Consider the following 12,928-nt stretch of genomic DNA (forward strand, 5'->3'; position numbering starts at 1 on the left):
GTCTCGCGCTCGCAACGCTCTGCTGGTGTCTCGGCGTAGGCAACGCCCTGACCTACTGCTAGGGAGGCGAGCGCGCAGAGAGTCGCGAGAAGCGTCACCACTGTGACCGCCAGGCCTGCCATCTGAGATCGACTGCGTGTGTGAAAGACTGAAACTTCCTTCTGGACGCGCATGTCTCAGAGCCACGTGCGGCTAGAGAAGATATTGATGGTGTCGTCGGCTGTCGGGGAAGACACTGACAGACGTGCGATGATCCGCACGGTCGTGGGTCCCAGGCATCCATCGACCCCAACACGCACCCGCTTAGCGCGGATCGAGGCCCGATCGGTCTGTAGGGTCTTCTTGCCAAGCGAGATCTCGTTGATTCGTCCGGGTCGGATCTTAGTCGAGATCGATGGGCTCACCGACGCGCTTGCGCCGAGGTTCCCCGCCGGGATGCCGCTGATCGTCACGCCGACGCTAGGGCCGAAGCTAGTAGCAAGACCGACGGTTGCGCCGTCAGAAACGTCGATCTGGCAACCAATAACGAGAAACTGCTCCAGAACCGCCGACTGAATCGGCTGGCGTCCCTTGCCGGTAATCGAGGCATCCACTTTGGAGGAGATCCAACCCTCGCGCGACGTTGCTACGTTGGCAATATTGGACATGGGATTGACTACCAGCTCAGTAGCTTTGAGCGTTACCGTCCACCCATCATCGGTGACCAGCCGATCGTACTTCGACGACAGTGGCGTCGGCGTAGCGTCAGCTGCACCCGCCGCGGCAGCCAAGGAGCCTATAGCCACCAACGCCGCAATGATCCGGAACCCGACCCGATTCGACACGCAGAATCCTCGCCCTCATCCCCGGATTGACCGGGGAGCCTGGCGATGTCAGCGGTAGCACGCCCAATAGGGCGATGTCCCCCGACACCGCTACGTAGACAATTCACAAGAATGAAGCGGTCGCAACTATGGCACAGGAGGTTTGAAGGCGACAAATCCCAAGCCTGGATTCGTCCGAACGGGGGAAAGGTGCCGCACGGTCGTACCTACTGACCACTGTCGTACCTGTCGGCCGTCCTTCGAGGTGAGTCGTCGCCCTATCGCAGAGGGACGTCGACACTCTTGCTGCGTGGGTACGCACGATCGCGGTCAGATTTCACTGAGCTACCTAGCAATCCACCCGGTCTGTGCGGCCGTTGAGCCGCGCCCTCAGGTTGAGCCGCGCCCTCAGGTGATTGCTTCGCGTGCCGCCGACATCCTGGCCACCGAGCCCAGCTCGGCCGACGCCGTCGCAGAGGCTACGGCCGAGCTGCCCAGCTATGTCGCCGACGTGACCAGATGGGACCTCGTGGCCGCCGTGGAGAAGGCCGCCGACAGCATTGCGCGTAGCCGTCACCCGCTGCTCGGCGATGTTCTCGGACCGGGTCCGGTGCCGTGGGAATGCTGGCAGTGCGAGCTCGTCGAGCCGTGGCCAATCCTCGCCGACGCTGCAGCCCGTCTCGGTTCGGCGCTGCCGTCCCGGCACCCGAATGCCGGACACTGGGCGGTGACGACCGACTGAACGAAGACTGCGGGTGGACGCAGAACGCCCCACCCGCAGTGATCGGTTCAGCGCAGCCGAGCTGACTGTCAGGGCCAGGTGAAGTTGCCTGTGCCGCCGACGATGACGTCCTGGCCGTCGACACCGAAGTCGTAGGTCGTCAGCCCGTCGTCGCCGTGCTGCAGCTCGATCGGGGCGGCCGAGGCCAGCCCGCCGCCCAGCAGCGACAGCGCGCCGGCCGTCGCGACGGCCGCCACGGTGGAACCGATCGTCTTACGTACTCGCATCTGAGTGTTCCTTTCGTCATGCCAGCTCTTCGGCTGGACTTCGGTGTTCTGCACGTCTGCGGTCGCAGACCGTGCGCGGCGCACCGCCGGTGGTGCGTCCACAGATGGGTTGCCCTCGGGGTGGTGAAATGTTCCCTCGGGCAGCACATTCCGGTCCGGTCGACACCTACAGGTAGACGACGCGGCCGTAGACAGCGTTGCCGTCGTTGGCTTTCGGGGTGCTGGTCTTGAGGATGGCGTAGGAGCGGACCGCGACCGGGCCCGCACACCCGTCGATGCTGATGTGCCCTTCGCGGGTGGTCGTCGACGCACGTCCGGCACCGACGGCCTTCTTGTCGAAGGTGACGGTGGTGATCTTGCCCGGTGACATCGTCACCGACAGACTCGGCTGCAGCAGTGCCTGCGGACTGATCGACAGGTTGCCGCTGGGGCCGGCCGCGCTGACACCGCCGCCGCCGCTGCCACCGATGCCCAGGCTCGCCCCGACACTGCCGGTCACCGATTCCAGCTGCACCGCGCACCCGATCATGTACCCGGCCTCGAGTTCACCGGTGATCGCTGCACCGGCCTGCCCGGGCGGCGGCGTCAGCGTGGACACCGCACGCATCGACATGAACGCTTCCCGCGACGTCGGCACCGAGGACAGCGGCGCGACTTTCTGCACTTTCTCGTGGGTGGAGGCGATCGAGGCCTTCCAGCCGTCGTCGGTGACCCAGCTGCGCTGATGCCCCGGCTGGGCCTCGGCGGTGCCGGCGGCGAACCCGCTCGCGACGGCGCCCATCGACACGGCGGCAACGGCAATGGTGATGGCGGTCTTGTTCATCGGAGTGTCCTCTGGTCCTGGCGCAGCGAATCGCCGCGCCCTGTGCTGGCAGTCCCGCCTCGTTCATCGGGGCGAGAAATGTGCTCTGCGTGAGCAACTGAGAATTGGTTGCCCTGCGACACCGAGAATGTTCCCGACTGCACGATGCATGTGGATGCCGGTCGTCGCGATCGTCCCGGCGGACCTAGGGTGGCCACAGCCGCAATCGATTTCTGCGCCCCCATCGAGATCGACGGCAGCAGCTACCGAAACGCCGATGTGAGATGTCCAGGGAGGGGGGTGTGATGGACTCCGTCGATAGTCGAGACCGCGCCGGGCGGACCGAACTGCACTACGCCGCGGCCAGTAACGGCCGTAAGCTCGACACGGTCGAGGCGTTACTCGCCGCCGGCGCCGCCCCGAATGCCCGCGACGACGATGGCAGGACGCCCTTGCACTGTGCGGCGTACATGCCGAAATCCGCTGACATCATCGCGGTGCTGTTGAACGCCGGGGCAGAGCCGCACGCCCTGGACGGCAACGGGCTCACGCCTCTTCGTGTGGCGGTCGGCAAGACCAGGTCGCTGAGTGTCTACCGTGTACTTTTCGAGGGGGGCGCCGATCCCACGATCAGCGGGGACATCGGTGGTGTCTCGGCCGCGGACCACATTGCGCGCATGGGGGTGGAGCCGGAGATCGAGCTGTTCAGCCGGTTCACCAACCTCCCGCCCAAGCCAGAGTTCATGCGGGACGTCCCGGTCCACAGACCCCTGAGGCCGTGATCGGGAGATCCCCGATTCCCGTGTGACTCAGCTGTTCGTCGCCACGGGGGATGTCGCCGGACGCCACCACAGGGGCGGCGGACTCAGTCCTCAGTACTCGGCGAAGAGGTCCTTGAAGTGCTGGTTCATCATCAGATTCGATAGGTGCCGGGGAGTCTCGCCCGCATTGTTCGTCGAATCAGGGTCTGCACCCCGCTCGAGCAACAGGCCCACCGTCGCGACAGCGTCGCCCGTCGTGGAGAACATGGCCGTGCCCAGCGGGGTATTGCCGTGCGAATCGCGACCATCGAGTTCGGCCCCGGCGTCAAGGAGCGCTTCTACAGATGCCGAACGTCCACTTCGGGCGGCGAGCTGCAGCGGGGTGTATCCGGTGGCGTTCTTCCGGTCGGGGTCAGCGCCCTGGTCCAACAGCTGCCGGACCCGTTCGACGTCGCCTTCGAGTGCGGCGTCGTGAAGATCCCGGAATTCGGAGTTGGTGGTCATGGAATCCCTCTCCTCGTGGGTTGCTCGAACGGATGAATGCGGGGTCACGGGCCTGCGATGCAGTCACTGTCCTGCGATGCAACGATGCCCGACCCCCTGGTCGGAGGGTCGGGCATCGGCGATGGGTGACTCGACGGCCAGGCAGGGTCAGACCAGGGCGTCGCTGTCGTAGCCGCCGGGGGTGGTGTCTTCGGGAGCGTCCGGGGTGTCGCTGTAGGTGCCGGTGTCGTCGCTGTAGAGGTCGAGTTCGCCGTCACCGTCGGTGTCCTGGCCGTAGACGTCGGCCTGGCCGTCGAAGTCGGTGTCGAGCGCGACGGCGTCGAACTGTCCGTCGCCGTCGGTGTCGACAGCAACGGCGTCGATGGCCCCGTCGGCGTTGGTGTCGACGAGCAGGGTGTCGGGTGCGCCGTCGCGGTCGGTGTCGGTCAGCACGGTGTCGGGTGCGCCGTCGGCGTCGGTGTCGAGGGTCTGGGTGACCAGTTGCCCGTCTTCGTAGGAATCGACCTGGGTGAGGTCCCCATCGGCGTCGAGGTGGGCGACTTCGTCAACCACGCCGTCGCTGTCGAGGTCGCTGGCGATGACGGCTCCGCCGTCGGCGGTCGGTGCCGCTGCGGTGTCGACCTGGCCGTCACCATCGGTGTCGGCCTCGATCAGGACCACTTCGCCGGCTTCGTCGTAGTGGACGTCGATGGCGTTGCCGGCGTCGTCGGTGGTGTGCACCACCTCGCCGGCCGGGCCGTCGGCGGCGTCCGGGGCGGGCGTGGGCGCATCGGCGGGGGTGGCGTCGGGGTTGTAGGGCTCGTCGGGGCTGATGATGGGGGCGTCGCTGCTGGGGGTACCGGACATGGTGGGTCCTCTTTCGAACTCGGTCTGTGAGCGTGTCGGGAATCTGTTGCCACCAGGAATGAGGAATGTTCCCGCCCACGATCGCCGCGACCCCGAATCCGCGTCTATCTGGCGAGGAGGATTACATCACAGCTGTCGGGACCTGGTCGGGAACACCGTGGGTGGGCCGTAACATCTCACCTGGTGACCGGGCCGACGGCGACCTTCGTCGGCGACCACCTCACCAGAAACGGAGGTCAACACATGCAGGAGGACGAACCGTCGCCGGTTCTGGCGTCACTCGGCATCGACCCCGCCACCCTCGCCGCCGATCTGCCGCCGGGAGTGTGGGACAGCGCGCTTCAGGCCGCCTTCGACCCCGACGCCGTCGCCGACCCCGACACCGTCCCCGACATGGACGACACCCCGCCGGCCGACGTCGATGAGGACATCGACCTGGGCGACGACAACCCCGACGGCCCGCCCGAGGCGCCGGCTGATCCGCCGATGGCTCACGCCGCCCAAGACGCCGCCGAGGAGGGACAGCTCCCGCCCGCCGAGGAGGGCAGCGCGAGTGTCGACCTCGACGACGCCGGTGTCGAGGACCCGCACCCTGGTGCCCACGACACGCACGACGACATCTGAGAACCGGGTTGGGGGAGTTGATGGACGAAGCACGTCTGCTGCTGCAAGCACGTAACGGCGACCAGCACGCCTTCGCCGAGCTCGTCGGCGCACACCGCACGCACGTGTGGGCGGTGTGCCTCAACATCTGTTCCAATCCCCACGACGCCGAGGACGCCCTGCAGAACACCCTCGTCGCGGCGTGGCAGAACCTGCACAAGTTCCGCGGTGAGTCGAAGTTCAGCACCTGGTTGCACCGGGTGGCCGCGAACAACGCCCTGATGGTCGTGCGGCGCCGCAAAGCCAACACCACCATCACCGACTTCACCGACCCCGACCAGCCGATCCAACTCGTCGACGGCACCCACCAGTCAGCGTTTGATGACCAGATCGCGCTGCGCGACGCGGTACGCGAAGCTCTGGCACAGCTACCCGAGGACTTCCGAGAAGCCGTGGTGCTGCGTGAATTCGGCGATCTGACCTACGCCGACATCGCCGCCCACCAGGGCGTCGGTGTTCAGACAGTCAAATCCCGACTCAACCGAGCCCGCACCCAACTCGCCGAGCTGCTGCGCGACACCGCCGCAGCGACAGGCCAGTAGCGTCGAACGAGACCTCGATCAGCGAGATTGGTCGTCGAGGAGGGCTGACGGTAGATCGGTCAGGCGCGGCGCGTTCGGGTTTCGGCGGAATCGCTCCGAGGTTCGGGGGTTGGTAGCGACCTGGTGCTGCTGCCGCTCGCGAATCTCGGTGGAGACCAACCCGATGCGCTGTTCGATGCCGTGGCGCTGTTTGTACTCGCGGGCGGTCAGGCCGTGGGTTTCCAGATGAGTGCGGGTCAGCGCACGGAAACGCTCACCGCATTCATGGCACGCGATTGTCTCGCCGTCGTCGTCGAGGTGTCCCCACCAGCCATGTCCGGACCGGCGAGGAGTCGCGGTGGTGGAGGAATCGACGCCTGCGGGGTCGAGTAGCACGCGCTCGCGTCGCCGCTGGATCGAGTGTTCATAACAGCGGTCTTGTTCCACCGCCCACCATTCACATTCGGGCACAACACATTTACGCGCTTTTCCGTTGCGTTCCAACATCTGAACCAGGACGGCGGACAGATCGTCTCCGGCTCGGCCGGCGATGGTGTCGAGGGCGACCGACAGCGCAGTAGCCACGATGTGCTGTACCCGGTCGGCGGTGAAGCGCCGCTGCCACTGGCCGCCCCAGATCGTGGCCGCCAACAGGTCGTCGTCGCAGACACCCGCGGTGCGATAGACCCGGTCGAGGATGGCTCGCGCATCGCAGACCACCGTGCGCAGGCGGGCGCCGCAGGCAGCGATCGCCGCCACGATGGCGTCGCGATCGGGTCGGCCGGCAGCAGCGATGGCGATGTCGGCGAAGTAGCCTGCGAGGTCATCGACGAGCCGACTACGGCTGTCTTGGCCCAGGTCGCGGATCGCCGCGGCCGGGGTGAACACCGGCAGGCCATCGACGATGTCGACGTCGTCCCACGACAACGCCGTCGAGCGGCCCAGATACCGGGCGGTCGTGGTCGTACGTCCACCGTCCTTCGGCGCCCTGGTGAACGCGAGCTGCGGCAGCCCCTCACCGGGCCGGCCGAGGCCATGGATGGCCAAGGCGGTCGTCCCGGTGACCACACAGTCAGGACGGGGCGCCGCCAGCCGCTGAGCAGGGGTCGAATCCCGCACGGCCGCTACCCAGGCCAGCTGCGCCGCGGCAAGGACGCCCTCACCAGGGCGGTCGGCTTCGCGCATCACTCCGTTGGCGACCGGAACCACCAGGCCCGCGTCGCGCAGCTTCACGTGATCGCTGCGGGTCACGCCCTGCTGCTGGAGCTGGACGCTGGTGATCAGTCCCCACTGGGCCGTCCGCAGCGACGCGGTATCGGCCCATTTTCGAGCCAGCAGCGGAGGTAGGGGAGACGACGGGGCGTCCAGGCGGATACCGGTGGCAGCAATCGCGGCGACGATGGCGGCACGATCGGGGCGGCCGGCCGCGGCCCCGGCGATAGCAGTGAAGTAGTCGGCCAGGTCGTCGGCGAACCGGGCGCCACCGTGCGCGGCGAGATCGCGGATCGCCGCGGCCGGGGTGAAGACGGGCAGTCCATCGAGGACCGCCACATCCTCCCACGACAAATCTGCCCGGCGAGGAACGATCGCATAGGTGGCGGTCTGCCGGTGCCGGAAGCGCCCGGTGACTGCCAGCTGCGGCAGCGTCTCGACTGGGGGATCGGCAAGTCCACGCAGGGCCAGCGCGGTGTACGCGGTGACCACATAGTCTGGACGCTCGGCCGAGAGCCGTTCCTCCGGAGCCGAACCCGGCGCTGCCGACACCCAGGCCAGCTGGGCTGCGGCCAGCAGGTCGTTCGCCGGCGGGCGGGATTCACGCATCACACCCCTGGCCACCGACACCAGCAATCCGTTGCGCCGGAGCAAAAGCTGACTCGACCCGCTCACACCGAGGCGCTGCAATTGGGCGCTGGTGATCAGGCCCCACTGCTGGGCACGCAACGGTGCAGAATCGGCCCATCTCCGGGCCAACACCGACGACTGCGCAACCACCGGGAAAGGATAGGTCACGCCGAGCCGATGACAGGTGTCAGCGTCAGCCGTGGACTCAGCAGAACTCGAGAGCAACCAGCTGCCACCGATAGGCGACACGGCCCAGAGTGGATCGGCTGCCCGGCCGCGCGGCGGCACGTATCCGACACGGTCTTCGCTCGACGCGGGCGGCGAATGGCCGCACCTGGCCGTCCGTGGTGACGGAACCGAAGATCTCGGCGCCGCAGGGGTCACACAGCTGTACATGCAGTCGATGCACCGATGGCCCGATCGAGGACTTCTGGGTCCTATGTGCCGTCGCGGCAACCGTCTTCGCGATATGGAAGGCGTCGTGACGGACCAGCACCACGATCTGGTCCGCGACCGTTGGAGCGACCGTCTCGCCAAGACGAGACGGTCCTCGATGGCGTCCGATCACCTCGCACACCAGCTGCATGACAGCAACCGAGAAACGGTGGGCCTCCCTCGCGGCTGACGACATCGCCAGTGACGCATTGCCCCTGTGCGCGAGCGGGTCTCGCACTCGGACGGTGCCGCTCGGGGCCGCCGCGCGCACGGACGTGGGCGCAGAAGCCGACCGCACTCGGGGGTGCGGCAGGGATATCCCTGTCGGTGACGCGCGAATCAATGGCTGCACGGTGATGGGTTGCAGCAAGGACCCCGCCCGGTTCCCAGCCGGTGTGAGTTCCGTCGTCGGCGACCCCGGCGGTATGTGACCGATCGGCGCCGCGGCGATCCGGTGCCTTCCCTTCGCGGTCTCGACCGGTACAGTCCCGCAGCAAGCAAGCAGATCGTGAGCCTCACGACCAGCCCAGGGGGAGACAGAGTTATGGCTAGCCGTCAGCGTTTCGTGGTGCCACTGCTGGTGGCATCGTGGGTCGGCCTCGTAGTAGCCGGATGTTCGGAATCCGATGCCTCCGAAGCCGCGGATACGCGACCGGAGTTGTCCAAGATCGACATCCCCTACGCCGAACTCAGCGTCACCGTCAATGGCCAACCACTCCCGGGCATCGACCCGGCTGAGTTCATGTGCTACCGACAGAGCGATTCCGTCAGCATCACCGGACAGGACCCCACCGACGGGCAGCCCGGGCTCATTGCCGATCTCCAACCAGGCAATCCACCGAAACTCGTGAGGGTGTCGTTCGGACTCGATGGGGTCCTTTACACCGCCAAGCAGGGCAAAGGCTCAGTCGAAGACGTCGACGAAGACGGTTCCCGAATTACGGTTCGCGGGACCGCGGAAAGCTGGGATCTTGCCGTACCTATCACCAAGCAATTCGAGTTCTCGGCAACCTGCAACTGACACCGCACAAGCCTTGGATCGCCGGGTCGCCCGCTGTCGTGGGCAGTGATCGACTTCGGGGCCATCACCCAACTTCCCGGCGGTCAGTGATCAGCTCGACGTAACACCTGAGGAGCTCAGTTCCACCGACGCCGTGGGCCAGGCATGTCGGAACATCACGGCAACCCCAATGCATCAGACCCTCCGAACAGCCAGCCGATCCGCGGCGGCTCCGGACGGTAAGGACTCGCGATGCCAGGCTGCGTTCCCGCGCTACCCACGCAGGGAAAAGTCGACCGCCGATCGACAGGACCGATGTGACAGCGACGTCGAGGCGAGAGCGCGTCTACCAGCGCCTCGCCGCCGACCTCGCACACGCCGATTCTTCGCCACACTCGCACGGACACCTCGGCGTAGCCGACACGCGACGGATGTCCTCTTCCACGCGCGTTCTCGTGCACTGGTTACGCCATGTCGAGGAACGATCCGGGTTCACCGACAGCAGCGAGGTCGATCAACTCCGGATCGATCTCTGCCGGTCGCTGGCCAGCACCGGCACCCGCGATTGCGGCGCCGCCGAGGTTCTCATCGACCAGTTCTACCTTCAGCCACCAGTGAGCGCTGAAGTCTTGAACGAAGCGGCGCAAGCGCTGCGGGAGGTGGCATCCCGCGACCATCGCGACGAACTATCGAGGCTCGCAGCAGACCGCGGATTGGGTGCCTGTCGATCGGGGATCCTCGAGTGCCTGACCGAGCATGGCCAGCAGCAGGATGTGCATCGCGTTGCCGACCAAATCGGTGACCCTAGCGTGCGGGCCACAGCGATAGCCTGCCTCCGACGGTTCCGACCGACCCCAGTCCATCTCATCCACACGGTCGAGGCCTACCTCTACGACCCCGACAGCGCTGTCCGCGAGCAAGCATCCCGGACCGTGGCAGTCCTCTACGCCGCAATGTTCGCGGCGAACAGCGGCGCAATCTGAGTCCCCGGGGCACCGTCGCGATACCTCTGTCCAACGGCCCGGCAGGCCGGACCGCCACGACCTCTCAGTAGGTTGCATGACGATCGAGTGCGGGGTCGAAGATCTGCGGCGGTGATCCCACCGCTGCATCACGGCGAAGAACGGCGGGCCGCGAGGGGCGCAGACGTCACGGGTCAGTCCTGGTCGAAATAGGTCTCCATCGCCTCGATCATCCGATCCTCGTAGGCCTCCTGGTTGATGAAACGCGCCTCGAAACCCTCTTCGGTGTAGCTGCCCTGGGCGGCCTGCTCCCCGAGGGAGATGATGCGTGCGGTGCGCTCGTCGTCGTCGAGGAGTGATTCGAGCTTCTCGCGCAGACGTTGGAGAGCGTCTTCTTCGGAATCCGCTGTCACAGAACAGTTTTCTCCGCCATAGCGGCCCGTCCAGACACCGTTGTCGTCCTCGGTGAGGATGGCACGTTGGGTCACGTGCAACCGTGGTCGCGCATCCACCGATTCACCTCCCGCGGTGGGAACGGCGGGGGTGCGTAGGGTTCCGGACTTCCCTTCCGGTCACACCCCCGCCTACCCGTACAAACTACACGACCATCGAACACCTATTCGACCCGTGGGGTTAAACTGTGAGCATGTTCGATCGCTGGCCCGACACTCGAACACTACGCGTGGTCGACCCGCCCAGGCCCGTGCTGATCGACATGGCAATCGCTGACCCGTCCTGCGGACGGTCATATGCCGCCGGTGGGGGAGTGTCGCTGCGGGTGCGTGCCTCCGGTGCACGTATCGAGCCGACCATGCCGGCGCTTCTTTTGGCGTGGTTGCAGGTCTCAAATGGTCTGTGGCGCGGTATTTGTCAGATGCCGGTCGAAAGCGCCAACCATGTCTCGTCGGCCGTCATCACGATGTGGGTGCCGCCCGAGGCGCTGCAACCGCGAGAGGACGCCGCCGAGCGATGACTGAGAACAATGATGCCGGGGCCGGGCCCACGAATCGCGTCGCACCCAAGCGCGGCCGCGTCGCGATCGGGGAGCTGACGTTGATCGTGGGGCCGCCCGGTAGGCCGGCCGGTGTTCGGGTCTACACCGACGACGAAGCCGCCGAGGCTCAGGCGTACGCCGATGAGTTCGGTGGGCAGGTCGAACGACTCGGAGAAGCCACGAGCTGACTCTGCTGGCGCTGCGCTGCCGCCCTCCCGGCGGGTCGGTTGTCGCAGGGTGATCGTGGTGCGTGCAGGTGGTGAGTCGACGCCCGAGTAGTCAGGGCTGGGTGTCGTGTTCGGGCCAGATCGCCTCGTCCGGGGTTTTGTCGGTGCGCAAGCCTTTCCACGAGGGATGTCGCAGCCGGCGGGTGAGTTCGCGGTACTCGATGGTGCCTATCAGCACCGGTTGCACCCACCGCACGTTTGGGATCCTGGTGGGGGAGTGCTCGGTGGTGAACGGATGGTCGGGGCGCGCTATCGCCGCGAGTTGTTCGGCGATCTCGCGGCGGTGCCGCTGGGTGAACCCGGTACCGACCTCGCCGAGGTAGACCAACTCACCCGAGGGCCGGTAGCCGCCGACCAGCAGCGACCGCACCATGGTCGGGCCGCCGGTCCACCCGCACACGATCACTTCGGCGCTGAGCCGCAGTGGGACTTTGACCCATGCCGGGGATCGCTGCCCCCGCCCGTATCTCGACGTTGCTCGCTTGGCGACCACGCCCTCCAGGCCGAACGTCGTCGCGAGCTCGAGCATCGGTTCGGCGGAGCTGTCAGGCCAGTACGGGGTGACCTGCACCGTGCCGGTGCTGGTGAGCGAGGTGTCGAGCAGTTCGCGGCGCTCGAGGTAGGGCAGTGGTGCGACGTCGGAGCCGTCGAGCTCCAGGACGTCGAACAGGTAGAACGCCGCCGGAACGTCGGTGAGCAGCCGCCGGCCCGGCCGCGGGGTGTGCATGCGTCGTTGCAGAAGCGAGAACGACGGCCGTCCGGCGGCGTCGAGCGCCACGATCTCGCCGTCGACCACGACGTCGCGGCCGCCACTGGCGTTCAGCAGGGCGGCCGTGATCTCGGGGTAGGTCGAGGTGATCGGGCTGAGGTTGCGGCTCAACAGCAACACCTCACCGCCGGTGACTCGGGCGACACAGCGCTGACCATCGAACTTCATCTCCCACGACCAGCCCGAACCCGACGGGGGAGGACCCGCAGTTGCGAGCATCGGCGCCATCGAAGCCATACGCTCCACTGTCCTCTCGCCACCAGCGGCCGAGACAGACGAAGGGCGCCCGCGCACCCCTGCGCAGACGCCCTTCGTTGGCTGTCGGTAGCCGGACACCGGACGGCGGGGGCACGACCCGCACGTCTCGGAGCCGGTCGACACGTAACTCTCTTGCCGATGAACTACCGAAGCCTGGTCCCGGCCGAACTGCAGGATGATGGTAGGTCGGGTCACACCCGGCGAACCGGATTCTCCGACCAGCCACTCCTTTGACCGTTGTATGAATCGTAGCACACTGTCCGCTCGGATCCACTTCTTTGGTTGACAAAAAACTAACCAATTTACTATCATGCGCTCGACCCCTGCCGCTTAGGTTCGATAACGGGGTCCGTTTGGTAGCTAAAAGCACTGCTCAAAGAGTACGTACTCAGGTACCCTGGGGGTTCTAAGGAGTAAGGGCAATGAAACTCGTAACTGAGAGCCAGGAGAGGCTCGAAAATCGTGACGCAGCGGCAACGGGGGGTGTCCTGCTGCCGTCGGTAGGGCCCCTGTGGTTGAGGCGAGTGCCGACT

Annotated in this window: 16 protein-coding genes; 8 read left to right on the forward strand and 8 right to left on the reverse strand. The window is 66.3% G+C overall.

What is annotated here, in order from left to right:
• Nucleotides 1-176: 176 nt before the first annotated feature.
• The gene (locus ACFUEJ_RS11150; protein ID WP_388029348.1) at nt 177-824 is read right to left on the reverse strand and encodes an MspA family porin; all 648 of its coding nucleotides are present in this window, start codon (nt 822-824) and stop codon (nt 177-179) included.
• A 391-nt stretch (nt 825-1,215) separates the two neighbouring features.
• Between ACFUEJ_RS11150 and ACFUEJ_RS11155 the strand changes: the two genes are divergently transcribed.
• Entirely contained in the window at nt 1,216-1,545 is a 330-nt protein-coding gene (locus ACFUEJ_RS11155; protein ID WP_044508781.1) for a hypothetical protein, read from the forward strand.
• 68 nt (nt 1,546-1,613) lie between these two features.
• On the opposite strand, the gene ACFUEJ_RS11160 is transcribed toward ACFUEJ_RS11155, so the two are convergent.
• Both ACFUEJ_RS11160 and ACFUEJ_RS11165 read right to left on the reverse strand, forming a co-directional pair.
• On the reverse strand, nt 1,614-1,811 hold the full coding sequence (locus tag ACFUEJ_RS11160; protein ID WP_388029351.1) for a hypothetical protein: 198 nt from the start codon (nt 1,809-1,811) through the stop codon (nt 1,614-1,616).
• 166 nt (nt 1,812-1,977) lie between these two features.
• A complete protein-coding gene (locus ACFUEJ_RS11165; RefSeq protein ID WP_388029354.1) occupies nt 1,978-2,634 on the reverse strand; it encodes an MspA family porin in 657 nt (218 codons plus the stop codon).
• A gap of 284 nt (nt 2,635-2,918) precedes the next feature.
• Between ACFUEJ_RS11165 and ACFUEJ_RS11170 the strand changes: the two genes are divergently transcribed.
• Nucleotides 2,919-3,395: an ankyrin repeat domain-containing protein gene (locus ACFUEJ_RS11170; RefSeq protein ID WP_388029357.1), complete on the forward strand. Its 477-nt coding sequence runs from the start codon at nt 2,919-2,921 to the stop codon at nt 3,393-3,395.
• Between the two features lie 90 nt (nt 3,396-3,485).
• Here the strand turns inward: ACFUEJ_RS11170 and ACFUEJ_RS11175 are convergent, their stop codons facing one another.
• Complete coding sequence (locus tag ACFUEJ_RS11175; protein ID WP_388029360.1) at nt 3,486-3,878, reverse strand: ankyrin repeat domain-containing protein; 393 nt, start codon at nt 3,876-3,878, stop codon at nt 3,486-3,488.
• Nucleotides 3,879-4,025: 147 nt separating this feature from the next.
• A complete protein-coding gene (locus ACFUEJ_RS11180) occupies nt 4,026-4,724 on the reverse strand; it encodes a hypothetical protein (RefSeq protein ID WP_388029363.1) in 699 nt (232 codons plus the stop codon).
• A 183-nt stretch (nt 4,725-4,907) separates the two neighbouring features.
• Here ACFUEJ_RS11180 and ACFUEJ_RS11185 point away from each other — a divergent pair, with 183 nt between their 5' ends.
• The gene (locus tag ACFUEJ_RS11185; protein ID WP_388029366.1) at nt 4,908-5,348 is read left to right on the forward strand and encodes a hypothetical protein; all 441 of its coding nucleotides are present in this window, start codon (nt 4,908-4,910) and stop codon (nt 5,346-5,348) included.
• Nucleotides 5,349-5,368: 20 nt separating this feature from the next.
• The gene (locus tag ACFUEJ_RS11190; RefSeq protein ID WP_388029369.1) at nt 5,369-5,929 is read left to right on the forward strand and encodes an RNA polymerase sigma factor; all 561 of its coding nucleotides are present in this window, start codon (nt 5,369-5,371) and stop codon (nt 5,927-5,929) included.
• Between the two features lie 18 nt (nt 5,930-5,947).
• Here the strand turns inward: ACFUEJ_RS11190 and ACFUEJ_RS11195 are convergent, their stop codons facing one another.
• Nucleotides 5,948-7,900 carry a MucR family transcriptional regulator gene (locus ACFUEJ_RS11195; RefSeq protein WP_388029372.1) on the reverse strand — a complete coding sequence of 651 codons (1,953 nt, stop codon included), beginning with the start codon at nt 7,898-7,900 and terminating at the stop codon, nt 5,948-5,950.
• Between the two features lie 853 nt (nt 7,901-8,753).
• Here ACFUEJ_RS11195 and ACFUEJ_RS11200 point away from each other — a divergent pair.
• Nucleotides 8,754-9,206: a lipoprotein LpqH gene (locus ACFUEJ_RS11200; RefSeq protein ID WP_388029374.1), complete on the forward strand. Its 453-nt coding sequence runs from the start codon at nt 8,754-8,756 to the stop codon at nt 9,204-9,206.
• A 410-nt stretch (nt 9,207-9,616) separates the two neighbouring features.
• A complete protein-coding gene (locus ACFUEJ_RS11205) occupies nt 9,617-10,168 on the forward strand; it encodes a hypothetical protein (RefSeq protein ID WP_388029377.1) in 552 nt (183 codons plus the stop codon).
• 173 nt (nt 10,169-10,341) lie between these two features.
• Here the strand turns inward: ACFUEJ_RS11205 and ACFUEJ_RS11210 are convergent, their stop codons facing one another.
• On the reverse strand, nt 10,342-10,659 hold the full coding sequence (locus ACFUEJ_RS11210; protein WP_388029380.1) for a hypothetical protein: 318 nt from the start codon (nt 10,657-10,659) through the stop codon (nt 10,342-10,344).
• A 134-nt stretch (nt 10,660-10,793) separates the two neighbouring features.
• Between ACFUEJ_RS11210 and ACFUEJ_RS11215 the strand changes: the two genes are divergently transcribed.
• Nucleotides 10,794-11,120, forward strand: coding sequence for a hypothetical protein (locus tag ACFUEJ_RS11215; RefSeq protein ID WP_058253253.1), 327 nt, complete (start codon nt 10,794-10,796; stop codon nt 11,118-11,120).
• Nucleotides 11,117-11,329, forward strand: coding sequence for a hypothetical protein (locus ACFUEJ_RS11220; RefSeq protein WP_388029383.1), 213 nt, complete (start codon nt 11,117-11,119; stop codon nt 11,327-11,329). Before ACFUEJ_RS11215 ends, ACFUEJ_RS11220 begins: the two co-directional genes overlap by 4 nt.
• A 91-nt stretch (nt 11,330-11,420) precedes the next feature.
• Here the strand turns inward: ACFUEJ_RS11220 and ligD are convergent, their stop codons facing one another.
• The gene (ligD, locus tag ACFUEJ_RS11225) at nt 11,421-12,374 is read right to left on the reverse strand and encodes a non-homologous end-joining DNA ligase (RefSeq protein ID WP_388029386.1); all 954 of its coding nucleotides are present in this window, start codon (nt 12,372-12,374) and stop codon (nt 11,421-11,423) included.
• Between the last annotated feature and the right edge of the window lie 554 nt (nt 12,375-12,928).

Source organism: Gordonia sp. NPDC057258, assembly GCF_042668985.1.
Taxonomy (GTDB): Bacteria; Actinomycetota; Actinomycetes; order Mycobacteriales; family Mycobacteriaceae; genus Gordonia; species Gordonia hongkongensis.